Here is a 22368-nt window from a genome sequence, read left to right on the forward strand (position 1 = left end):
TCAGTGCATGTCGGCCCCACGGACGGCGCGCACGTCGGAATCGATCGGGGCGACGGTGGACGGTGCGTCGTCGCCGGATCCGTAGAACGCGTCGAGGTCACCGAGCTTGCGGGCGGTGACCATCACCCGGGACTCCATGGCGCCCACGGTCGCGTTGAACGACTCGACCGCACGGCCGATCGAACCGCCCAGACGATCGAGATGCGATGTCATCGTGGCGAGTCGGTGGTACAGCTCACGGCCCAGGGCGTGGATCTGCTCGGCGTCGCGGGCCATGGCGTCCTGCCGCCACGACAGGGCCACGGTGCGCAGCAGGGCCACGAGACTGCTCGGGGTGGCCAGTACGACATTGCGCCCGAAGGCGTACTCGACCAGGTCGAGGTCGACACGACAGGCGGCCTCGAGCATCTGGTCGCTGGGGATGAACAGCACCACCAGCTCCGGTGACCGTGCCATCTCCCGCCAGTACTCCTTGCCCGAGAGCGCGGTGACGTGGGCGCGCACCGCCCGCGCATGATCGGCCAGGAACCGCCGCTCGGCGACGGTGTCGTCGGTGGCAACCGCCTCGAGGTAGGCCTGTAGCGGCACCTTCGCGTCGATGACGATGTCCCGTTCGGCAGGCAGGTGCACCACCAGATCGGGTCGGGCTCCCGATGCGGTGGTCTGTTGCTCGGTGAAGTCGCAGTACTTGCTGAGCCCGGCCGCCTCGACCACCTTCTGCAGGTGCATCTCGCCCCACCGGCCCCGCAGCTGCGGGGTGTGCAGGGCGTTGGCCAACCGCTGCGTGTGCGCCCCGAGTTGGGCCGAGGCGGCGCGCATCCCGGTGACCTGCTCACTCAAGCCGGCGAACGAGCTGATGCGTCCGCGTTCGACCCGCCGGAGTTCGTCGGAGAGTCGGTCGAGCGTCTCGTGCAGGGGACCGACGATGTGTGCGACCTGCGACCCGATGGCGCCGGACTGGCGCCGGGCCGCGTCCTCACTCGCCGAGGCCAACGCCTGGGACAGCAACGTGTGACTCTCTCGGATCGCGGTGGTGCGCATCGCGTAGACCCACCAGCCGGCGCCGAATCCGACGGCCAGTCCGATGGCCAGGGCGACGACCGTGGAGACATCCATGGTGCACAGGGTGCACGTGAGGTGTGACAGTCCTCGGGTGCACCGCCGATGACGGATGTTGCAATTTCGTACGAATGTGGCGCGAGTGGCGTGTCGTGCGTGATACTTCATCCGTGATTCGACTAAGAGCTGCCTGTGTCACCGCCGTGTCGACGGTGGTGCTCGTCGTCGCCGGTCTGGTGATCGCGCCCCCGGCCATCAGTGGTGCGGCGCCGTCGGGCCTGCGGTACACGGTGGTGGGCTTCGAGACCGGCAACCCCCGCTCGATGGATGTCTACGAGTCGTCCGACGCCACGACGTTCACGCTCGCCCGCAACGGCGCGTATCAACCGGCCACCGGCGTCGTGCGGGACCCGAGCATCTTCCGCAGCCGGGACGGTGTGTACCACCTCACCTACACCACGGGTGGCGCCAAGATCGGTTTCGCGACCAGCACCGACCGGATCAACTGGACCTCGACAGGGGACTACCCGGTCCCGCTGTGCTGCGCGTTCCTCCCGGGCACCGGCGACGGGAAGGGTCCGAGTCTGCCGTTCCCCTTCACCGGTTCCGCCGGAGCCAAGGGCGGTCCGTCACTGTCGCCGTTCGTGACCAAGGCGTGGGCTCCGGACTGGTTCGTCGAGGGCGATCGGGTGAGCGTGATCCTGTCGCTGTCGACCGGCGGCGGGTTCGTGCCGTACGTGATGACGGCGCTGAACTCCTCGTTGACGCGCTTCAGCGCGCCTGCGTTGATGTTCGGCATCAACGCCGACCACATCGACACCACCGTGGTCAAGGTCGGGGCGACCTACCACGCGTTCACCAAGAACGAGACCAAGAAGATCATCGACCACGCGGTCGCACCCACCCTCAACGGGCCGTATCGCTATGTGCCCGCCGGGAACTGGGGAACGCTGCGCGAAGGTCCCGCAGTGACCCAGCTCCCGAACGGGAACTACCGGATCTACTACGACGCCTACCGCGAGAACAAGTACTTCTACTCCGACAGTAGCGACGGTCTGCGGACCTTCTCGCCCCCGAAAGAGGTCCCCGGGATCTCCGGCCGGGTCCATCACATCGGCGTGCTCTCCGAGCAAGTGGGCTGAGCGTTCCGGCCCGCGAACCGGTCAGGCGGCCGACTTCGCGGCGTGTTCGGCCTCGTGGGCGATCAGTGCGCGTTTGACGTCGAGCCCGTAGCGGAATCCGCCGAGCGTGCCGTCCCGGCGCTGGACGCGGTGACACGGCACGAACAGGGCGGCGGCGTTGCGGGCGCAGGTGGTCGCCGCGGCGCGGTGTGCCGCAGGGTTGCCCGCGCGTTCGGCCAGTTCGCTGTAGGTGACCTGATTGCCGGGGGTGACCCGGCGGAGCACGTCCCAGGCGTGGGTGACGAAGACGCCGGACAGTTGCCGGACCGGGACGTCGTCGATGGCGGTGACGTCGCCCTCGTCGTACCGGACCGCCGCGGTGCTGATGGAGCCGAGATCGTCGATGTGGGTGAGCGTCTCGGGACGCAGCGTCGGATGGATCAGCGCGGTCAGATACTGCGGGTCCTCCGTCCACCCCGAGGCCAGGACGATGCCCTCGGCCGCGACGACGGTGAACGGTCCGGTCGACAGCGAGATGGTCGTCCAGTGTGCGGTGCTCATGGGTTCTCCTCGGTGGGGGATGGTTCTGAGGGCGACGGTGTCGTGCTGAATGGACGCGCGGAACGCAGAAGTGGTTCCGTTTCGCGCAGGGCGTCGTGCCAGAGATGCATCGACACGTACGACCGCCACGGCGACCACCGGTGTGAATCGCTCAGGTCGAGGCCGATCGCCTCGGCCCGGCGTTTGAGGATGAGGTCGGTGTCGAGCAGGACGTCGGGGTCGCCGAGCACCCGCATGACGACGTAGTCGGCCGTCCACCGACCGATACCCGGCAGGGCCATCAGCGAGGCCTTCAGCTCGTCGGCGGGCATCGCCGCGTGCAGGACGACCTCGCCGTCGGCGACGGCGCGTGCCACGTCGATGATCGCTGCGACCCGGCGGCGGGGGCCGGTCAGCACCTCCGCACCGCGCTCGGCGATCGCCGCGGCGGTGGGGAACAGGTGCGTCACCTGTCCGTGCGGGGTCGACAGGGGCTCGCCGAGGGCCGCGACCAGGCGTCGTCCGTGGGTGCGAGCCGCGGCCAGACTTATCTGCTGGCCCAGCATCGTGCGGATCAGCATCTCCACCGGATCGACGGCACCCGGCACACGGATCCCCGGACAGTTCGCGACCAGCGGTGCCAACTGCGGATCGGCGTCGAGCGCGTCGTCGACCGCCGCGATGTCGGCGTCGAGGTCGAGCATCCGGCGCAGACGGTGCACCGCGGTACCGAGATCGTGCATGTCGACCTGGGCGATGTCGGCGACGACGTGGTCGTCGTGCAGCGTGACCGAGACCGCGGCCGGTCCGTGCGGTAGCGCGATGGCCCGGTGATAGGTCCCGTCCCGGAAGTCCTCGAGTCCTTCGATGACGTGGCCGGCCAGGAACCAGCTGAGCCAGGCCGACGAGAACGGTTGTCGCACGCTCAGTTTGAGGCTCACCCGGACCGGGGTGTGGTCCTCGGACGCCTGGCGGACGGGGTGCCGCCCCCGTCGTCGCCGCAGTTCGGTGGGACTCGACGCGAACACCTCACGGATGGTGTCGTTGAACTGCCGCACGCTGGCGAAGCCGGCGGCGAAGGCGATGTCGGCCATCGTCATCGGGGTGCACTCGATGAGGATGCGGGCGTTCGTCGCGCGGTTCGCCCGCGCCAGCGCGAGCGGGCCGGCACCGAGTTCCTCGGTCAGCACACGGTTGAGCTGACGCGACGAGTAGCCCAGCGCGGTGGCCAGACCGTCCACCCCGGATCGATCCACCAGACCGTCGCCGATCAACCGCATCGCACGGGACGCCAGGTCGGAGTTCAGGTTCCACCGGGGTGAGCCGGGGACCGCGTCGGGCAGGCAGCGACGGCACGCACGGAAGCCGCCCTGCTGGGCGGCGGCCGCGGTGATCACGAAGTCGACGTTCTCCGGATGCGGTGTGACCGCAGGACACGATGGGCGGCAGTAGATCCCGGTGGTGCGGACGGCGACGAAGAACTGACCGTCGAAACGGGTGTCCCGCGACGACAACGCGCGGTAGCAGCGCTCGAAGTCGAGGTCGGCCGACGTGGTCACTGACGGTGGCATGTCTCCACTGTGTCAGCGACACCGCCGATGTACTAGCGGGAATCAGACGCGACGATGCGCGTGCCCGCTAGCAGCACCGACCCTGCGGATTCGCCTCCTGCTCGTCGTGCCGCAGCCGCCAGTAGTCGCGCTCGGAGAGCACCGGCCCGCCGGGATGCCGCGCGGTCTGATGGGCGACGTACCGCTGGTAGTCGTGATCGCCCATCACCGCGCCCACGTACGACCAGGCTCGGGTCAACCACCGGATCAGGGTCTCCTGCCCGTTCCCGCCCTGTGTGGTCATGTCGCCGACACCGTCATCTCAGTGACTCCGTGGGATGGTCGCCGTCGGTGGACGACGCCCGGTACTCGACCCACTCCTTCTCGACGGCCTTCTCGGTGCGCGTGGCGATCATGCCGCTGGGCGCGAACAGCTTCGACGCCACCGGCTCGTCCTCGGTGGTCGGCAGGCTGCCCGCGCGGACCGCCTTGACGCACACCCACGCACCGGCGAGGGCGACGATGATGACCAGCACCGCGAACACGATCGACAGCGTTCCCTGGATGAAGGTGTTGCGGATGACGGCATCGATCTCCGCCGGCGTCTTCGCCGTCTTGAACATCGTCTCGCCGGCGTCCTTGGCGTTCTGGAAGGCGCTGTGGTTGGCCCAGTACCCGATCGCCTCGTTGGACGAGAAGATCTTCTGGTACGACGCGGTCATGGTGACCGCGAGGTCCCAGACCAGAGGCAGTCCCGGGATCCAGGCCCACTTGAACAGGCCCTTCTTCACCACGACGACCAGGACGACCGTCAGTGCGACCGCGGCCAGCAGCTGGTTGGCGATGCCGAAGAGCGGGAACAGGGTGTTGATGCCGCCGAGGGGATCGGTGACGCCCATCAGCAGGATCGCGCCCCACCCTGCGACGACGATGAAGGTGCAGACCCACGCGCCCACGCGCCACGAGGGATCAGCGAATCGCTTGCCGCCCTTGACGTTCGACAGGCCGTCGGAGAGCATGAACCGCGCGACGCGGGTACCGGCGTCGACCGTGGTGAGGATGAACAGCGCCTCGAACATGATCGCGAAGTGGTACCAGAAGGCCTTCAACGACGCTCCGCCGAACGCGCTCTGCAGCGTCTCCGACATGCCCATGGCCAGAGTGGGTGCGCCGCCGGTGCGGGAGATCAGTGACGGTTCGTCCACGCCGTCGGCGAAGGCCTGTAGCTCCGCCCCCGACGTCTGCGGGCCGGACAGGTTGAGCGTGTTGTTGGTGTATTCGGCGGCACTCTCGGCGGTTCCGCCGGTGACGCCCTTGGGTGCGTTCATCGCGAAGTACAGGTGCTGGTCGAGGATGCAGGCGGTGATCAGCGCCATGATGGCCACGAACGACTCGACGAGCATGCCGCCGTAGCCGATGATGCGGGCCTGACTCTCCTTCTCCATCAGCTTCGGGGTGGTGCCGGAGGCGATCAGGGCGTGGAAGCCGGAGAGCGCACCACACGCGATGGTGATGAACAGGAACGGGAACAGCGACCCGGCGAACGCGGGTCCCTTGCCGTTGGAGGCGAATTCGCTGACCGCGGGCGCGTTCATCACCGGCTGCGCGATGACGATGCCCACCGCGAGCAGTGCGATGGTGCCGACCTTCATGAACGTCGACAGGTAGTCGCGCGGCGCCAACACGAGCCACACCGGCAGGACGGCGGCGGCGAAGCCGTAGATGATGATCGCCCAGCTCAGGAACACCGGTGAGAGCGTGAACCAGTCCTCGCCCCAACTGGTCTCGGCGACCCAACCACCGGAGACGATGGCCAGCATCAGCAGGACGAAGCCGATGAGGGAGACCTCGGAGATCTTGCCGGGACGCAGGTAGCGCAGATAGACGCCCATGAACACGGCGATCGGCAGCGTCATCGCGAGGGAGAAGACGCCCCAGGGGCTCTCGGCGAGCGCGTTGACCACGACGAGTCCGAGGACGGCGATCAGGATGATCATGATGACGAAGACGGCGATGATGGCGGCGAACCCGCCGACGTTGCCCAGTTCGTCGCGGGCCATCTGGCCCAGGCTGCGTCCGCGACGGCGGGTGGAGATCGACAACACCAGGTAGTCCTGGACCGCGCCGGCGAACACGACACCCACGATGATCCAGATGGTCCCGGGCAGATAGCCCATCTGTGCGGCGAGCACGGGTCCGACGAGCGGGCCGGCGCCGGCGATCGCGGCGAAGTGGTGACCGAACAACACCCGCCGATCGGTCGGCATGTAGTCCTTGGCGTTGTCGAGGATCTCCGCCGGTGTCGCGTGATCGTCACGCGGCTTGATGACCTTCGTCTCGATCAGACGTGCGTAGAACCGGTAGGCGACGATGTACGTGCACAGTGCGGCGAGGACGAACCACACGGCGTTGACGTTCTCGCCCCGCACGATCGCGATGACGGCCCACGAGACCGCACCGACGAGGCCGATGACGGCGAAGAGGAGGCGTTTGCGGACGGTCATCGGGGACCGGTCGACGATCGCCACGGGTGGGCGATCGGGGTCGGTCTTGATGAGGTCGATGTCCGGGTTGTGCGGACGTTCTGGAGCGAGTGTCACGGGATCCCCTCGGCGGTGTGGGCTGCCATTGTGTGGCGCGCGTCACTATACCGGTGCGCGTCGAGACGCTTCGAGGGCCGTCGATTTTGATCGTCACCAGCGAAATACGCGACAGATCTGGGTGGACGTGCCATTCTCGTAACATGCGCGTAACACGGAAAAAGGAGCAGGATCGCCCGCTCGCCGAGTTCCCCGGATGGGGGCTCGAGATCATGATGGGCCTCTACGGCGAGGAGCAGGTCAAGACCGCGTTGTCGTCGGAATCGGCGACGCCGGAACGCCACCGCCCGCCGACGCAGGCGCCGCATGTCGATGTCGATCCGGCGAGTTCGGAGGCGGCGGAGTTCGACGCCGTGTCGTCGGTGTTCGCCCGAGTGCGCCGGATGCGCCGGCGCCGTTGACCCGCCCGATCAGGCGGGGCTGACCCGCAGGACCTTGTCCTGCCCACCGCCGTTGTCGGTGGTGACCAGCAGCGAACCGTCGGGCATCGGCGTGATGGACCGCAGACGGCCCTCGGCGTCGTCGAGGAGATCGACCTGCTCGGTGGTCGACTTGCCGTCGGCACTCAGCCGGAGCAGCACGAGTTTCTTCGCCTTCAGTGCGCCCATGACGACCATCCCGTTGTAGCGACCCCACGCGGGTCCGAGGAAGTCGACGTCGGAGATCGCCAGGGTCGGATCGCCCGAGGACCAGACGGCCGGTATCGAACCGGGGTGACGGTCGGTGTCGGTCATCGGCACCGACTCGTCGTAGGAACCGGACCCGGTGTTCGGATCCCATCCGTAGTTCGCCTGCGGTAGAACCTGGTTGAGCTCGTCGTCGATGTCGGGACCGTGCTCGCTCACGTAGAGGCGGTCGGTTCCGGGGACGAAGGCGAGGCCCTGCGGGTTGCGGTGGCCGTAGTCGTAGACGGCGCTGCCCGCGAACGTGCCCGCGGCCGGTGTGCCGTCGGTGTTGACGTGAAGGACCTTGCCTCCCAGGTTCTTCAGATCCTGGGGCGCGGTGGGGTTCGCGGTGTCGCCGGTTGCCACGAACAGGGTGCCGTCGGGGGCAGGCAGGATCCGACACCCGCTGTGCCGTCCGGACGACCCGAGCGGGATCCCGGTGACGACGTCGGAGACCTGTCGCATCGACGACCAGTCCGGCGCCGCCGTCCACCGGACCACGCGGACGTCGCCGGCGGTGCTCGCGAAACACGTGTAGACCGACCGGCTCTGCGCGAAGTCGGAGGCGAGGGCCAACCCCATGAACCCGGCTTCGCCCTTCGCGTCGACCGTGGAGGTGTCGGCCCGGACCTCGGCGACACGTCCGTCGCTGTGCCGCATCACGATCCGCCCGGATCGTTCACCGGTCACGATGTTCCCGTCGCCGTCGACCGCGACGTCCCACGGGTGATCCAGACCGGTCATCACGTCGGTGACGCGGGCCTCACCGGATGCGGGTTGCGCGCTGTTCGCGGAGCCCGTCGACCCGGTGGAGGGCGCGGGCAGGGAGGTGTCGGTCAGATCCTCACCGCAGCCCGCGACGAACAGGAATACCGCGGTGGTGGCCGCCGCGACGGCCACTCGGCCGCCGCCTGCCGGGATTGTCGGGAATCGCATCACCTCATCGAAAGTACACGCGCGCGCGGGACGACTGACTGTTCTCGCCGGGTCGTGTAGCGTCGACAGGTCAGCCGAGAACGTCGCTGCACACCTGATTCGCGGAAGCTGCTGTCGCCCATGACCGTCGCCGCTGCACGCGAACTCACTCCCGATCACACACGACCCGACGCCCTGTTGGCCTCTGGGTCGGTGTTCGGACTCGTAGGAGGACGGCAGATGCCCGAGAAGGAATCGGCTGAGTCACAACCTCAGCTCAAGGACCCGGACCTGTACGAGAAGCTGCGCGATGAGGGCAACTCGAAAGAGAAGTCGGCCCGCATCTCCAACGCCGCGGCGAATCGCGGACGGTCCGATGTCGGCCACTCCGGCGGGAAGTCACCGTCGTACGAGGAGTGGACCGTCGACGAACTCAAATCCCGCGCCAAAGAGCTTGACCTACATGGGTACTCGGACCTGAACAAGTCCGACCTCGTGGATCTGCTCCGCGACCACTGACACCCACCGCACCGTGGTGCGGTCGAGAAGTAAGGAAGTCCATGACCGACGATCTGAACGGCAAGACCATCGCATTCCTCGTTGCCCCCGAGGGCATCGAGCAGGTGGAACTCACCGAGCCCTGGGAGGCCGTGAAGCAGGCCGGTGGCACCCCCCGGTTGGTATCCACCGTGTCGGGCACCGTGCAGGCCTTCAACCACCTCGACGCGGCCGACACCTTCGGAGTCGACGACACCGTCGACTCGGTCTCGGTCGGCGATTTCGACGGACTCGTGCTGCCCGGCGGCGTCGCGAACCCGGACTACCTGCGCACCCATGAAGGCGCGGTCGCGTTCGCCCGCAGCTTCTTCGACGAGGGCAAGCCCGTCGCGGCGATCTGTCACGCCCCCTGGACGTTGATCGAGGGCGGCGTTCTCGCCGGACGCACGATCACCTCGTGGCCGAGCCTGCAGACCGACATCCGCAACGCGGGCGGCACGTGGGTCGACGAGGAGGTCGTCGAGTGCACAGCAGGGCCGAACTCGTTGATCACCAGCCGGAACCCGGACGACCTGCCCGCGTTCTGCGCGAAGCTGACCTCGGTTTTCGCGGCGAGCTGACCCATGCCGTTGAAGATCGGGTTCAAGCTGATGGCCGAGACCTTCGATCCGAAGGAGATCGTCCGTCAGGCGGTCGCGGCCGAGCGCGCGGGTTTCGACTTCGTCGAGATCAGTGACCACTTCCACCCGTGGCTCTACAGCCACCGGCACTCCGGGTTCGCCTGGTCGATGCTCTCGGCGATCGCGGTGCAGACCGAGCGGCTCGAACTGGCCACGGGTGTCACCTGCCCGTTCATCCGGTACCACCCGGCGATCATCGCGCAGGCCGCCGCCACGACGCAGATCCTCGCGGAGGGCCGCTTCACGTTGGGCCTCGGGACCGGCGAGCGTCTGAACGAACACGTGACCGGCGCGCCGTGGCCGAACGCGCAGATCCGGCAGGAGATGCTGCGCGAGTCGATCGAGGTCATGCGGATGCTGTGGACCGACGGCTACCACTCTTATCGCGGGCAGCACATCACCCTCGACGACGCGCGGGTCTTCGACATCCCGGACACGCTGCCGCCGATCGTGGTGGCAGCAGGCGGCAAGGAGTCCGCGGCGCTGGCGGGCGAGATCGCCGACGGCCTGTTCACCACCGAGCCGAAGTCCGACCTCGTCGCCGCCTACGGCAAGGCCGGCGGTTCCGGTCCGCGCTACACCGAGGTGCCGATGGCCTGGGCCACAGACGTCGATTCGGCCGTGGCGTCAGCACACGAGAAATTCCGTTTCGGACTCACCGGGTGGAAGGTCCAGGCCGAGCTGCCGAACCCGATCAACTTCGAGGCCGCGACAGCGTCAATCCGGCACTCCGACGTCGCCGACGCGATGTCGTGTGGCCCGGACCTCGACGCGCACGTCGAGGGAGCGCGCGGCTTCGTCGACGCGGGTTTCGATCATCTCAGCCTGCTGAACGCCGGTCCCGACGTCGACGGGTTCCTCGCGGTCTGCGAGTCCGACCTGATCGAGAAAGTACGGTCGCTCGCGAACTGACCGATGTGTGACGATTGACCCATGACACCTCCGACTCGGGGATCGATCTTCGCGACGCATCTCCGATCGAGTTCGCTGATCGCCGTGCAATTCGTCGCCGTGGCCGCGGCCCTGTGGATCGTCGGATGGCTCATCGGCCAGGGATGGGTGATCATCCTGCCCGTCGTGCTGTCGATCATCGTCTGCACAGTGCTGTGGCCGCCGGTGAAGTGGTTGCGTCGCAAGGGACTGCCGCCGGCCCTCGCGGTGCTGATCGTCCTGCTCATCGCGGTGGGTGTGGTTGCCGGGGTGATCGCGGCGGTGGCGCCGGGGATCGTCGACCAGTCCACCGAACTGGCCGACCGTGCGTCGCAGGGTGTGATCCAGGTGCAGGACTGGCTGCACGGACCGCCCCTCAACGTCAGCGATGATCAACTCGACTCGGCGGTCGCCGCGATCACCGACCGCCTGCAGTCGAGCAGCGCGCAGATCGCGTCCGGCCTGTTCACCGGGGTCAGTGCCGCCACGTCGGCGCTCGTCACGCTGTTCACCGTGGTTGTCGCAACCTTCTTCTTCCTCAAGGACGGCCCGCGGTTCGTCCCGTGGCTGCGCCGCACCGCAGGCAAGCCCGCCGCCCCGCACCTCGCTGAGGTGCTCACCCGGGTGTGGACGACGCTGGGCGGTTTCATCCGGACCCAGGCCCTGGTCAGCCTCGTCGACGCGGTGCTGATCGGCATCGGGCTGGTCATCCTGGGTGTGCCGCTGGCGTATGCGCTGGCCATCATCACCTTCATCGGTGGGTTCGTGCCGATCGTCGGTGCCTTCGTCGCCGGCGGTCTGGCGGTGCTGATCGCGCTGGTGTCCAACGGTGTGGTCACCGCGCTCATCGTGTTGGCGATCATCCTGGCGGTGCAGCAACTCGAGGGGAACATCCTGCAGCCGTGGTTGCAGTCGAAGTCGATGAACCTACATGCGGTCATCGTCCTGTTGGCGGTCACGTTGGGTGCCACCGTGTTCGGCGTGATCGGTGCGTTCCTGGCCGTGCCGGTCGCGGCGTCGCTGGCCGTCGTCCTGCGCTACTACGGCGAGCAGGTGTCGAAGCGAACGGGTGAGGACGTCGCGGTCGAGAACGAGACCGATGAGGCCGACGACGCCAATCCGCCGAGCGTGCCGAAAGAACCCGTCGAGCGTGCCGAAACGACCACCGACACTTCCGACGGAGACCCCGCGCCGGCCACCTGAGACCACGGGTGCGAGCCGGGCCGGTCGCGAAAACTAGACTGGTTCCTCGTGAGCCTCACCCTTGGAATCGTCGGACTGCCCAACGTCGGCAAGTCAACCCTGTTCAATGCCCTGACCCGCAACGATGTGCTGGCCGCGAACTACCCGTTCGCCACCATCGAGCCGAACGTGGGAATGGTCGAACTGCCCGATTCCCGCCTGGGGCGTCTCGCGGAGATCCACTCGAGCGAGAAGATCCTCCCCGCGACGGTGTCCTTCGTCGACATCGCCGGGATCGTGAAGGGCGCGTCGGAGGGCGAGGGGATGGGCAACCAGTTCCTGGCCAACATCCGCGAGGCCGAGGCCATCTGTCAGGTCGTCCGGGTCTTCGCCGACGACGACGTGGTGCACGTCGACGGCCGGGTCGATCCGCTCGCCGACATCGAGGTGATCGAGACCGAGCTGATCCTCGCCGACATGCAGACGCTGGACAAGGCGATCCCGCGTCTGGAGAAGGATGCCCGCAAGGACAAGAGCCTGGCCGATTCGCTGGCCGCCGCGCAGAAGGCGCAGGAGCTGCTCAACAGCGGCAAGACGCTGTTCTCGCAGCAGGATTCGATCGATCTCGCGTCGTTGCGTGATCTGCACCTGATGACGACCAAGCCGTTCCTCTACGTGTTCAACGCCGACGAGTCGGTGCTCACCGACGACGCCCGCAAGGACGAGTTGCGCGCAGCCGTCGCCCCCGCCGACGCGGTGTTCCTCGACGCCAAGGTGGAGAGCGAACTGCTCGAACTCGACGCCGACGACGCCCAGGAACTGCTCGACTCGATCGGTCAGACCGAACCCGGCCTGCACTCGCTGGCCCGCGCCGGTTTCCACACCCTCGGCCTGCAGACGTACCTCACCGCGGGGCCGAAGGAGTCGCGTGCGTGGACGATCCACAAGGGCGACACCGCCCCCAAGGCGGCCGGCGTCATCCACACCGACTTCGAGAAGGGCTTCATCAAGGCCGAGATCGTGTCGTTCGACGACCTCGACGCCAACGGCTCGATGGCCGCGGCCAAGGCGGCAGGCAAGGTACGCATGGAGGGCAAGGACTACGTCATGTCCGACGGCGACGTGGTCGAGTTCCGCTTCAACGTCTGACAAAGGAGCCCCACGTGGCAGCATTCGCGATCGGCGACACGGTACAGATCACGGGCAGCGTGATGACCGGCAACGTCGGTACCGTTGTCCACTTCGACGAGGGGCGGGGCCGCTACCTGGTCCGCGTCGGTGCTGTCACGCAGAACTACTTCTCCGAGGACGACCTCGAGTTGTTCTCGTCGTGAGCGGTATCGGCCGGCCTGAGTTCTCCATCCGTAGCAATTGGTATCGCCAGGCGACACGAACTGCTACGGATGGTCCATGCCCATAAAACTCGAGAACGTCGGTATTGCCGTGGACGACCTGGAAGCGACCATCGCGTTCTTCACCGACCTCGGTCTCGATGTCCTGGGCCGCGACACCGTCAGCGGGGAATGGACCGATACCGCCGTAGGCCTCGACGGCAACCACGCGAGGATCGCGATGCTGCAGACGCCGGACGGCAACGGTCGTCTCGAGCTGTTCGAGTACATCCACCCAGACGCGATCCCGACCACCCCGACCCTGCCCAACGAGGTCGGGATGCACCGCGTCGCCTTCTCCGTCGACGACATCGACGAGGCCCTTGCCATTGCCGCACGACACGGATGCCATCCGCTGCGTGGTGTCGCCACCTACGAGGACATCTACAAGCTCACCTATGTACGCGGGCCGAGCGGCATCATCGTCATGCTCGCCGAGGAGTTGAGGAAGAGCCGAGGATGAGTCGTCTGACACTGATGTGCGGCCTGGCGGGCGCTGGTAAATCCACCTATGCGCGAACACTGCAGGATCGTGGTTGGGTTCGGTTCTCGATCGATGCCGAGGCGTGGGCCATGGGTTTCACGGGGTCGTCGACAGTGCCGCCTGAGGTCGCCGCCGATATTCGAGCGAGTCAGCGCGAGGCGATCTCGAACGCCCTCGATGCAGGTGTTGATGTCGTCGTCGACTACGCGTTTCCGTCACGTGCGATGCGCGACGAGTATCGAGATCTGGGGCGGACGCATCGGGCGCAGGTCGAGGTCGTCTTTTTCGACACCGATGAGGCACTGGTTCGCGACCGGCTGACCCGGCGTCGGGGATCGCACCCAGATGATGTTGTCGTCGACGAGGGCACGTTGGAGGCATATCGCTCGGCCTTCGAGGCCCCCACTCCCGACGAGGCCGACGTGACCGCGATCCGATCTCGCTGGTGATGGCAGGGCGTTCGACACCGCTGGCGCACGTACGTCCGAGCGAGGAGGACGAGTCCGATGAGCGATGCCCGGGACGACTTCGGCATCGCGGTGCTCGACGTCGTCGACCGCATCCCGAGCGGACGGGTGATGACCTACGGCGACATCGCCGAGTACCTGCAGCGTGGCGGACCGCGGGGTGTCGGTGGTGTGATGGCTCGCGATGGTGAGGCGGTCACATGGTGGCGGGTCGTACGCGCCACCGGCACCCTGCCCGCACATCTGATGATCGAGGCGCAGACGCAGTGGCACAGCGAGGGCACGCCCCTGCGTCGCGGGATCGTCGACGTCGAACGCGCGCGCTGGTGGCCCGAGGAGTCCGACGGGAAAGACGCATGACAGCGCCGTCGATGAGTCGGTCCTCGTCGCTGACCGCCGGGGCGTTCGTCCTCCTCACGACGCTGTACTTCGCGCAGGGCCTGCCGTTCGGGTTCTTCACACAGGCGCTGCCGGTGGTGCTGCGCCGCTCCGGGTACTCGCTGGTGACGATCAGCGCCACCGGGATCCTGTTCGCGCCCTGGGCATTGAAGTTCCTCTGGGCGCCGTACGTCGACCGTTACGGATCGCGTCGCCGGTGGTTGTTGACGCTCCAGAGCGCCTCTGCGGCAGTCGCTTTGATTCTCGCCTGCCTGGACCTGTCGATGACGCTGACCTGGCTGTTCGTCGGGATAGCGGTGGTCAACCTCATCTCCGCGACCCAGGATGTCGTCACCGACGGGCTCGCCGTCCGTCTGCTGGGACCGCGAGAACGCGGGGTCGGCAACGCGATCCAGGTGGGTGCCTATCGCGTCGGGATGATCGTCGGTGGGGGACTGCTGCTGTGGCTGTTCTCGCTCGCCGGGTGGCGTCTGCTGTTCGTCGCGATGGCGGTTCTGCTGATCGCGTCGACCATCCCGGTGTGGTTCCTGCGGGCGCAGACCGATGCCGCCGATCAGGTCGCGTCCACGACCGACCGGCCGTCGGCGGCGCGGCTGGCCACCGGCTGGTTCGCGCGGCTGCGCCGACCGGGGATGATCGCGTTCATCCTTTTGGTCGCCGGCTACAAGTTCGGCAACTCGATGGGGTCGGCGTTGGTGGGGCCGTTCCTGTCCGACGTCGGGCTCAGTCTGTCCCAGATCGCGCTGATCGAAGGCGGGTTGTCCTCGGTGTCTGCGTTGGTCGGCGCAGGGCTCGGCGGTTGGTACGCCTACCGGTTCGGTCGCCGACACGCACTGCTCGTCGCGGGCATTACGCAGACCGCTGCGCTGGCGTTGTACGTCGCGGCCTCTCTCGACGTCGGCGGGTTGGGTCTCATCGTCACCGCGAGCATCGCCGAGCACGTCTTCGGTGGCGCGGCCACCGTCGTGGTGTTCGCCTTGATGATGGATGCGTCGGATCGCGAGTACGCGGGAACCGACTACACGCTGATCGCGTGCGCGGTCGTGTTCTCGCAGGGGATCGCGGGCTTTGCGGCGGGCGTGGTCGGTGACCTGTTCGGGTACACGGCGATGTTCGGCAGCGGTCTGGTGCTCTCCGGCGTCGGGTGCGCGGTGATGCTGACCGCACTGTCACGAGGTGTGGGGCCGAAGGGATTGCGCGCAGTCGTATCGCCGCCGGGCATCATGAGGTCATGACCGCCGATGCCGCGCCCGATGTCTCACACCGCCTGACTCGTCGTCTCACGCTGTGGGGCGGTGCATCCGTCCTCGGTGGCGGGGCGTTGGCCTTGCTGGGCGGCTCGGAGCGCAGCCGCGCGTTCGGTCTCCAGAACGCGATGTGGGGTGCCATCGACGTCGCGATCGCGGCCGTGTCCACCCTCCAGTCGACCCCGCCCACCACACCGAAGCTGCGCCGACTGCTGCTGATCAACACCGGCCTCGACGTCGGGTACGTCGCGGGCGGAGCCCATCTGATCGCACACACCCCCAGCTTCGGTGGCCGCATCACCGCCGAACAGGCCCGCGGGCACGGCGCGGCGGTTGTCGTGCAGGGGGCTGCGCTGTTCGTCCTCGACCTCACCCACGCGCGCCGACTGCATCGGTAGCCGAACTTCCCGCTCAGCGGGAGGCAAGGGCTACGGCTGCGCTCGGTGACTACTTGAAGTAGCTCCAGCCGCCCTGCTTTTCGACGCGATGCGCGCTGTCGGCGAGAACGAGTACCTGCTCGGCGTCAGGCCACCGCGCGCCGGTGAAACTCGCCACGATCTCCCTGTGCAGGCTCGACAACCAGCCGCGCGCAGGTGTTTCCGGTGGCATCGTGTCGGAGACCACCGCCCATTCCGGGAGTTGATCGTCCGGCCGACCTGCCAGCAGAATCCACACGACGAGATTCGACGGTGAGATGTCCACCGCGCCGTAGTGGAAAAGCGAGTCGACACGGATTCCGTCGTGTTCCCGCCCGACCAATGCCGCACGCAAACCGTCAACCACGTCCCGCGCGGCGAGAACACGATCCATGCTCAGATCTCGGTCGCGTCGACAACCGACTGCCACAACGCCTCTCGGGCGCTGGGCGAGTCCTTACGCCAGGACGGGTAGTGGGTCGGGCGGACGGCGCGGTCGTGCCAGAACTTGCCGGTGCTCCGCACCGCCTCCGGCGAGGCCGCCAGCCACACGATGGTGTCGGCACCCGCTTTCGCGGTGCGCAGTATCGGCTTCATAACGGTGCCGAACGCCGGGATCGAGTCGGTGACACCGGGAGTCGCCGCCCAACCCGGGTGCATGCTGTGCACGACGGCGTCGTCCGGTTCCGAGAACCGCTGCGCCAGTTGTTCGGTGACCACCACCTGCATGCGTTTGGTCCGTGCGTAGGCGGTGAGTCCGGAGTAGGTGCCCTCGGTGAACTCGACGTCCGTCGTCTGCAACGGAACGGGGTACATCCCACCGCTGGAGACGAACACGACCCGCGACTGCGCGTCGAACAACGGACGCAGCCCCACGGTCAACGCGACCGGGCCGAGCACGTGGGTCGCGAACGCAGACTCGTGTCCCTGGGCCGAGAGCGTCCGCTCGGGCGGCATCACCCCGGCGCTGTGGATCACGGCGTGCACACGGGTCAGGTCTGTGGTCAGCGCGGTGACCAACCGCGACACCGCGTCGAGGTCGCTGATGTCGTACTCGTGGATCGTCACGTCGGCGTCGGGAACCTGACCCCGGACCTTCTGCGCCGACGACTCCAGCCGCTCGGCGGTGCGACCGACGAGATGCACGCGCGCGCCGAGTCGGGCCAGTTCGGTGGCCGCCGCGGCACCCAGACCGGAGCTGCCGCCCGTGACGACGATGTCGACGCCGGTGTCGAACGGTTCCGGGTCGGGCGACCAGAAACGACTGCGCACGGACGATCCGATGCGCGAGTAACCGGGGATGACGGTCCGATCGAGCAGGACATCGACGGCGGTGGTGAGTGGGTTCATGTGTGTGGGCCTCCGCAGCCCAGCGTATCGACCGCGTCGTGTCGGGTCAGAGCTCGTGCAGGCGCACGTCGCCGAGCACACCGTCGACGATGGTGGTGGTCATGTAGGTGCAGTGCGGTTGACGGCGACGGTCGGTGGGGGAGCCCGGGTTCAACAGACGTAGACCGGTGTCGGTGGTGGTGTCCCACGGGATGTGGCTGTGGCCGAACACGAGGACGTCGGTGTCGGGGTAGGTCGCCGACATCCGCTTGTCGCGACCCGTCGACGCTCCGGTCTCGTGAACGACCGTGACGCGCAGACCGTCGATGGTCACGTCGGCGCGCTCGGGCATCCGCGCCCGTAGTTCCGGCCCGTCGTTGTTACCCCAACAGGCGATCAGTCGTGCCGCCCGTGCGTCGAGCAGCTCGAACGTCGCGAGGTCCACCCAGTCTCCGGCGTGGATGACGACGTCCGCGTCGTCGACCGCGGCCAACAACTCATCGGGAAGCACCTTTGCGCGCTTCGGGAGGTGGGTGTCGGAGGTGAGCACCACGCGCAGGGCCGTGGATGAGGTCATGTCCTCCACGCTAGCCGCGGGGAAGGGGCGGATGGCAGCCGACGCCCTGCAGCGGAAGCGATCGATCGCTCGGTCCGAGCGACGGCTTGTTCGTCAATCTCTCTACGCAGGAACGGGTCTGACTTCGTGCGCGCGCCGGCGAGATGTGTGCGTTCGCACCGACTGGACATTCATACGACCGCGAGACCGCTCAGTAGTGAGTTAAACCAACCTTCCCTGATAGTGAACTGAGACTTGACTGTGATCACTAGTGTCCGTTTCGTCGGCACCAACGAGGTGCCCCAGGAATAGCGGGAGCAAGTGAATGAAGATTCGTAATCGGCTGGTTGCCCTGTCCGTGGCCGTGATGGCCGCCGCGGCGCTGGGAACGGTGTCGGCCACCCAGGCACAGGCCGCGTTGGACCCGTCCAACAGCCTCGGCATCAACTTCGACGCGGACACGACCACCGTGATCGCCAAGACCGGCCAGCCGGTGGTGTTCCCGCAGACCAGGTTGGTGACTCGCACGGACCTGAGCACCCTCGAGGGGACCCTGAACCTTCCCCAGGCGGCGGCCAAGCTGAAGCTCGGCCCGGCCACGCTGGCCAACTTCAAGATCTCGATCATCAACGCGTCGCAGGTGACCGGAACGCTCACGCAGGGTGGCACCGCAGACGCCACGACAATCGACCTGGACGTCTCGCAGACGTTCCAGATCCGACTGGACTCGGTGCAGCCCTTCAACATCAGCACCGGATCGGCGAGCCTGAACCTGGTGCCGAACAACGGAAGCTGCATCACCGCGCCCACCACCGCACGGCTCAAGGGCTCGCTCGACGCCTTCAAGCTGCTGGGCCAGGACGTGCCCGAGGCGGACGCCCACATCAAGGGCACCTACACGATCCCGCCGTTCCAGAACTGCGGACCGTTCGCCGGCGTGCTTAACGCCATCATCGCGGGCCCGAACAACTCGCTGGACGTCCATGTGACGAACCCGGAGTTCATCGTCGGTGACCAGGCGGCGGCGCGCGCGAAGTTCGTCCGCTGATCGCTGACCTCAGCGTCTGAAACACCTCAGCGTCTGAAACACCTCGGCGGCGGGTGGGTCCCATGGACCCGCCCGCCGTTGACGTTTGTGTAGTACCGAAACAACCCGTCGAACGTGCCGAAACAACCCGTCGAACGTGCCGAAACAACCCGTCGAACGTGCCGAACCGACCGTGTGGGCGGGCGGAGAAGGGGCGCACGACGGACTGAGGCACGGTGGGCGGGCGGTTACGGCACGGTGGGCGGGTGCTCAGCCCGGGAACGGACCTGCTCGTCCGAACAGGGCGGGAACCGGCGAGTCCAATTGCGCACCGATCCACGACGCCGCGTCGGCGATGGCGCCACCGTCGATACCGGTGTCGACGCCGGATCGCTGCAACGCGTAGTTCAGATCCTCGGTGGCGATGTTGCCGGTCGCGTTGGGTGCGAACGGGCATCCTCCGAACCCGCCGATGCTGGCGTCCAGGGCGCAGTCGCCGAGGTCGAATGCGGTCAGCGCGTTGGCGTATCCGGTGTTGCGGGTGTTGTGGAAATGCCACCGCAGTGCGACGTCGGGTGCGACCCGCCGCGCACCGGCGTGCAGGGCACGGACCTGTGCGGGTACGCCGACCCCGATCGTGTCGGCGATGGCGATCTCGTCGGGTCCCGACTCCGCCACGCGGGCCATCAGATCGATCACGCGGTCGGCAGGCATCTCCCCGCTGAACGGGCATCCGAACGAGACCGCGAAGGTGACCGTGGTGAACATGCCCGCCGCACGGGACTCGGCGGCGATGCGCTTCCACCGCGCCAGTCCCTCCTCGACGTCGCAGCCCTGATTGCGCTGACTGAATTCGTCGGAACAGACGACGACCACGTTCACCTCGTCGACGCCTGCGGCCAGGGCGCGTTCCAGACCCCGCTCGTTGAGCACCAATCCGATGTAGTCGACGTCGTCCCGCCGCGGGAGCGCAGCCATCACCTCTTCGGCGCCGGCCATCTGGGGCACGCGCTTGGGATTGACGAAGCTGACGGCCTCGATCCGTCGCATGCCCGCGTCGACGGCGCGGGTGATGAAGTCGACCTTGGTGTCCACCGACAGGGCGGTTCGTTCGTTCTGCAGGCCGTCGCGCGGGCCGACTTCCACCACGTGGGTCCCGGCGTGAGTCGTGTTCGTCATCCACCCATCATCACCCCACCCGCTATTGCATACAAGGTTGTGTTGATTCGCGGTTAAATCTTCTGTTTATCGAGACAGATCGCGCCCTCCACGCCTACCTTGCATACAAACAAGCGAAACGGGGCCGTAGTGGAACGTGCAGTCGACCGGGTGTACTCACACATCCGGGCCGCCATTCTCGACGGCCGGTTCGCGCCGGGGTCGAGGTTGGGTGAGGCTGAGCTGGCCGAGGTCACGCAGGCCTCCCGCACCCCGGTTCGAGAAGCGTTGCGCCAATTGGAGGTCGAGGGCCTCGTCGAGGTGTTGCCGCATCGCGGCGCCCGCGTCTACCAGTTCACCTCCGACGACCTCGAGGAGATCTACGACCTCCGCATGACGCTGGAGGCGCTGGCCGCGGGTCGCGCGGCGTCGCGGATCACCGGCGCGCAGCTCGATCAGATGGCCGGCCTGTGCGACCGAATGGAGGCCGCTGCGCTCGACGACGACCTCGAGCTCGTGGCCACCGCCAACATGGAGTTCCACGCCATCGTCCGGACCGCGTCGGCGAGTACCCGTCTCACCTCGATGCTCAGCGCGGTCATCCAGCTTCCGCTGATGATGCGCACCTTCCACCGGTATGCGCCCGAGGACCTGCACCGCAGTGCCGGACACCATCGCGAACTCATCGCCGCGCTGCGCGCCCGGGACGAGGTGTGGGCGGATGCGGTGATGCGATCGCACGTCCGCGCGGCCAAAGCGGTGCTGCTCGCGTCGGTTCGAGCCGACGAAGAGCTGACCATGGCCCAACCGGCAGAAACAACGGCCCAACCGGCAGAAACAACGGCCCAACCCGGGCGTACGACGGCCCACCACGCGCACACGACGGCCCAACCGGCTCAGAGCGGAGTCTGATCATGACCACGGCACACGACACGACACCTCCCACCGCGACCGGCCCGCTGGCCGACCTCCGGGTGGTCGAGATGGGCCAATTGCTGGCTGGCCCGTTCTGTGGTCAACTCCTGGCCGACTTCGGTGCCGAGGTCATCAAACTCGAGGCGCCGGGCGTCGGAGATCCCATGCGGCAGTGGGGACGTGAGAAGCCCTACGGCAAGTCGCTGTGGTGGCCGGTGGTGGCCCGCAACAAGAAGTCGGTCACCTGCGACATGCGCACCCCCGAGGGGCAGGAACTCGCCCGCGACATCATCGGCCGTTCCGACATCGTCGTCGAGAACTTCCGCCCCGGCACCCTCGAGCGATGGAACCTCGGTTTCGACGAACTACGGGCCGACAATCCCGGGCTCATCATGGCGCGCGTCAGCGGCTACGGACAGACCGGTCCGTACTCCACGCGCGCGGGCTACGGGTCGATCGGTGAGGCGATGGGCGGGATCCGTTACGTCACAGGCGATCCCGACAACGCCCCGTCGCGCGCGGGCATCTCGCTCGGCGACTCGCTGGCCGCGGTGTTCGCCACCATCGGCGTTCTCACCGCCCTGCACAGTCGGTCGGTCACCGGCCGCGGACAGCTCGTCGACGCGGCGATCTACGAATCGGTCCTGGCGATGATGGAGTCGATGCTGCCGGAATGGGCGGTGGCCGGATACCAGCGCGAGCGCACGGGCTCGGTGCTGCCGAACGTCTCACCGAGCAACGTCTACCCGACCCGGGGTGGGGAGATGATCCTCATCGCCGCCAACCAGGACACGGTGTTCGGGCGGCTCGCGACGGTCATGGGTCGTGAGGACCTCATCACCGCACCGCGGTTCGCCGGCCACGCCGCACGCGGGGAGAACATGGACGAACTCGACGGCATCATCGCCGCCTGGACAGCCGACCTCGACACCGACGAGCTGCTGGAGACCCTGCACGCCGGGGGAGTCCCCGCCGGTCGGATCTTCACCGCGCGCGACATGTTCGACGACCCGCACTTCGCCGCCCGCGACGCCATCGTCCGGTTGGCCCACCGTGACTTCGGCGAGTTCCCCACGCACAACGTCTTCCCCAAGCTCTCCGACACCCCGGGTGCGGTGCGGCACCTCGGACCCGAACTCGGCGAGCACAACGACGAGATCTACCGACATCTGCTCGACCTGTCCGACGACCGTCGCGCCGACCTCGCGCGCCGCAGCATCATCTGACCCCCATCGCCCA

General features: G+C 67.4%; 26 protein-coding genes. 16 read left to right on the forward strand and 10 right to left on the reverse strand.

Going from position 1 to position 22368, the window contains the following annotated elements:
* Positions 1–1116: a DNA recombination protein RmuC gene (locus IEV93_RS11290; protein ID WP_188489673.1), complete on the reverse strand. Its 1116-nt coding sequence runs from the start codon at positions 1114–1116 to the stop codon at positions 1–3.
* 74 nt (positions 1117–1190) lie between these two features.
* On the opposite strand from IEV93_RS11290, the gene IEV93_RS11295 reads away from it, so the two are divergent.
* Entirely contained in the window at positions 1191–2201 is a 1011-nt protein-coding gene (locus IEV93_RS11295; protein WP_371873809.1) for a glycoside hydrolase family protein, read from the forward strand.
* Between the two features lie 21 nt (positions 2202–2222).
* Here the strand turns inward: IEV93_RS11295 and IEV93_RS11300 are convergent, their stop codons facing one another.
* The 4 genes from IEV93_RS11300 to IEV93_RS11315 form a co-directional block, all read right to left on the reverse strand.
* Entirely contained in the window at positions 2223–2741 is a 519-nt protein-coding gene (locus IEV93_RS11300; protein ID WP_188489676.1) for a methylated-DNA--[protein]-cysteine S-methyltransferase, read from the reverse strand.
* Positions 2738–4291, reverse strand: a complete 1554-nt coding sequence (locus IEV93_RS11305) for an AlkA N-terminal domain-containing protein (RefSeq protein ID WP_188489678.1) — start codon at positions 4289–4291, stop codon at positions 2738–2740. The genes IEV93_RS11300 and IEV93_RS11305 overlap by 4 nt, the downstream gene beginning before the upstream one ends.
* A gap of 67 nt (positions 4292–4358) precedes the next feature.
* Positions 4359–4574 carry a YbdD/YjiX family protein gene (locus tag IEV93_RS11310; RefSeq protein WP_188489680.1) on the reverse strand — a complete coding sequence of 72 codons (216 nt, stop codon included), beginning with the start codon at positions 4572–4574 and terminating at the stop codon, positions 4359–4361.
* A gap of 13 nt (positions 4575–4587) precedes the next feature.
* Positions 4588–6870 carry a carbon starvation CstA family protein gene (locus IEV93_RS11315; RefSeq protein ID WP_188489682.1) on the reverse strand — a complete coding sequence of 761 codons (2283 nt, stop codon included), beginning with the start codon at positions 6868–6870 and terminating at the stop codon, positions 4588–4590.
* A gap of 143 nt (positions 6871–7013) precedes the next feature.
* Between IEV93_RS11315 and IEV93_RS11320 the strand changes: the two genes are divergently transcribed.
* Positions 7014–7271, forward strand: coding sequence for a hypothetical protein (locus tag IEV93_RS11320; RefSeq protein ID WP_188489684.1), 258 nt, complete (start codon positions 7014–7016; stop codon positions 7269–7271).
* A gap of 9 nt (positions 7272–7280) precedes the next feature.
* On the opposite strand, the gene IEV93_RS11325 is transcribed toward IEV93_RS11320, so the two are convergent.
* Positions 7281–8471, reverse strand: a complete 1191-nt coding sequence (locus IEV93_RS11325) for a PQQ-dependent sugar dehydrogenase (RefSeq protein ID WP_188489686.1) — start codon at positions 8469–8471, stop codon at positions 7281–7283.
* A 219-nt stretch (positions 8472–8690) separates the two neighbouring features.
* Here IEV93_RS11325 and IEV93_RS11330 point away from each other — a divergent pair, with 219 nt between their 5' ends.
* From IEV93_RS11330 to IEV93_RS11380, 11 genes are all read left to right on the forward strand, one after another.
* Positions 8691–8969 carry a DUF7218 family protein gene (locus tag IEV93_RS11330; RefSeq protein ID WP_188489688.1) on the forward strand — a complete coding sequence of 93 codons (279 nt, stop codon included), beginning with the start codon at positions 8691–8693 and terminating at the stop codon, positions 8967–8969.
* Positions 8970–9010: 41 nt separating this feature from the next.
* Positions 9011–9568 carry a type 1 glutamine amidotransferase domain-containing protein gene (locus tag IEV93_RS11335; protein ID WP_188489690.1) on the forward strand — a complete coding sequence of 186 codons (558 nt, stop codon included), beginning with the start codon at positions 9011–9013 and terminating at the stop codon, positions 9566–9568.
* Positions 9569–9577: 9 nt separating this feature from the next.
* Complete coding sequence (locus tag IEV93_RS11340) at positions 9578–10540, forward strand: TIGR03557 family F420-dependent LLM class oxidoreductase (RefSeq protein WP_188490537.1); 963 nt, start codon at positions 9578–9580, stop codon at positions 10538–10540.
* A gap of 21 nt (positions 10541–10561) precedes the next feature.
* Complete coding sequence (locus IEV93_RS11345; RefSeq protein WP_188489692.1) at positions 10562–11761, forward strand: AI-2E family transporter; 1200 nt, start codon at positions 10562–10564, stop codon at positions 11759–11761.
* Positions 11762–11809: 48 nt separating this feature from the next.
* Positions 11810–12889, forward strand: coding sequence for a redox-regulated ATPase YchF (gene ychF, locus IEV93_RS11350; RefSeq protein WP_188489694.1), 1080 nt, complete (start codon positions 11810–11812; stop codon positions 12887–12889).
* A 14-nt stretch (positions 12890–12903) separates the two neighbouring features.
* Positions 12904–13074 carry a KOW domain-containing RNA-binding protein gene (locus tag IEV93_RS11355; protein WP_188489697.1) on the forward strand — a complete coding sequence of 57 codons (171 nt, stop codon included), beginning with the start codon at positions 12904–12906 and terminating at the stop codon, positions 13072–13074.
* A 76-nt stretch (positions 13075–13150) separates the two neighbouring features.
* Complete coding sequence (locus IEV93_RS11360; RefSeq protein WP_188489699.1) at positions 13151–13594, forward strand: VOC family protein; 444 nt, start codon at positions 13151–13153, stop codon at positions 13592–13594.
* Complete coding sequence (locus IEV93_RS11365; protein ID WP_188489701.1) at positions 13591–14064, forward strand: P-loop nucleotide/nucleoside kinase family protein; 474 nt, start codon at positions 13591–13593, stop codon at positions 14062–14064. The genes IEV93_RS11360 and IEV93_RS11365 overlap by 4 nt, the downstream gene beginning before the upstream one ends.
* 57 nt (positions 14065–14121) lie before the next feature.
* Complete coding sequence (locus tag IEV93_RS11370; RefSeq protein ID WP_188489703.1) at positions 14122–14442, forward strand: MGMT family protein; 321 nt, start codon at positions 14122–14124, stop codon at positions 14440–14442.
* Positions 14439–15716 (forward strand): MFS transporter, encoded by a 1278-nt coding sequence (locus IEV93_RS11375; protein ID WP_188489705.1) that lies wholly within the window; start codon positions 14439–14441, stop codon positions 15714–15716. Before IEV93_RS11370 ends, IEV93_RS11375 begins: the two co-directional genes overlap by 4 nt.
* Positions 15713–16126 carry a DUF6992 family protein gene (locus IEV93_RS11380; RefSeq protein ID WP_188489707.1) on the forward strand — a complete coding sequence of 138 codons (414 nt, stop codon included), beginning with the start codon at positions 15713–15715 and terminating at the stop codon, positions 16124–16126. The genes IEV93_RS11375 and IEV93_RS11380 overlap by 4 nt, the downstream gene beginning before the upstream one ends.
* 49 nt (positions 16127–16175) lie before the next feature.
* Here IEV93_RS11380 and IEV93_RS11385 read toward each other — a convergent pair whose 3' ends face one another.
* From IEV93_RS11385 to IEV93_RS11395, 3 genes are read right to left on the reverse strand one after another with little or no spacing between them, the layout of a single operon-like run.
* Positions 16176–16538 carry a hypothetical protein gene (locus IEV93_RS11385; RefSeq protein WP_188489709.1) on the reverse strand — a complete coding sequence of 121 codons (363 nt, stop codon included), beginning with the start codon at positions 16536–16538 and terminating at the stop codon, positions 16176–16178.
* Positions 16539–16540: 2 nt separating this feature from the next.
* A complete protein-coding gene (locus IEV93_RS11390; protein ID WP_188489711.1) occupies positions 16541–17494 on the reverse strand; it encodes an SDR family NAD(P)-dependent oxidoreductase in 954 nt (317 codons plus the stop codon).
* A gap of 46 nt (positions 17495–17540) precedes the next feature.
* A complete protein-coding gene (locus IEV93_RS11395) occupies positions 17541–18050 on the reverse strand; it encodes a metallophosphoesterase family protein (protein WP_371873811.1) in 510 nt (169 codons plus the stop codon).
* A 304-nt stretch (positions 18051–18354) separates the two neighbouring features.
* On the opposite strand from IEV93_RS11395, the gene IEV93_RS11400 reads away from it, so the two are divergent.
* Positions 18355–19077: a hypothetical protein gene (locus IEV93_RS11400; RefSeq protein ID WP_188489713.1), complete on the forward strand. Its 723-nt coding sequence runs from the start codon at positions 18355–18357 to the stop codon at positions 19075–19077.
* A 249-nt stretch (positions 19078–19326) separates the two neighbouring features.
* On the opposite strand, the gene IEV93_RS11405 is transcribed toward IEV93_RS11400, so the two are convergent.
* Positions 19327–20235 carry a hydroxymethylglutaryl-CoA lyase gene (locus IEV93_RS11405; RefSeq protein ID WP_188489715.1) on the reverse strand — a complete coding sequence of 303 codons (909 nt, stop codon included), beginning with the start codon at positions 20233–20235 and terminating at the stop codon, positions 19327–19329.
* Between the two features lie 150 nt (positions 20236–20385).
* Between IEV93_RS11405 and IEV93_RS11410 the strand changes: the two genes are divergently transcribed.
* Positions 20386–21126: a GntR family transcriptional regulator gene (locus IEV93_RS11410; RefSeq protein ID WP_229705039.1), complete on the forward strand. Its 741-nt coding sequence runs from the start codon at positions 20386–20388 to the stop codon at positions 21124–21126.
* Between the two features lie 2 nt (positions 21127–21128).
* Positions 21129–22355: a CaiB/BaiF CoA transferase family protein gene (locus tag IEV93_RS11415; protein ID WP_188489720.1), complete on the forward strand. Its 1227-nt coding sequence runs from the start codon at positions 21129–21131 to the stop codon at positions 22353–22355.
* Positions 22356–22368 lie beyond the last annotated feature (13 nt).

The organism is Williamsia phyllosphaerae (assembly GCF_014635305.1).
GTDB classification, from domain to species: Bacteria; Actinomycetota; Actinomycetes; order Mycobacteriales; family Mycobacteriaceae; genus Williamsia_A; species Williamsia_A phyllosphaerae.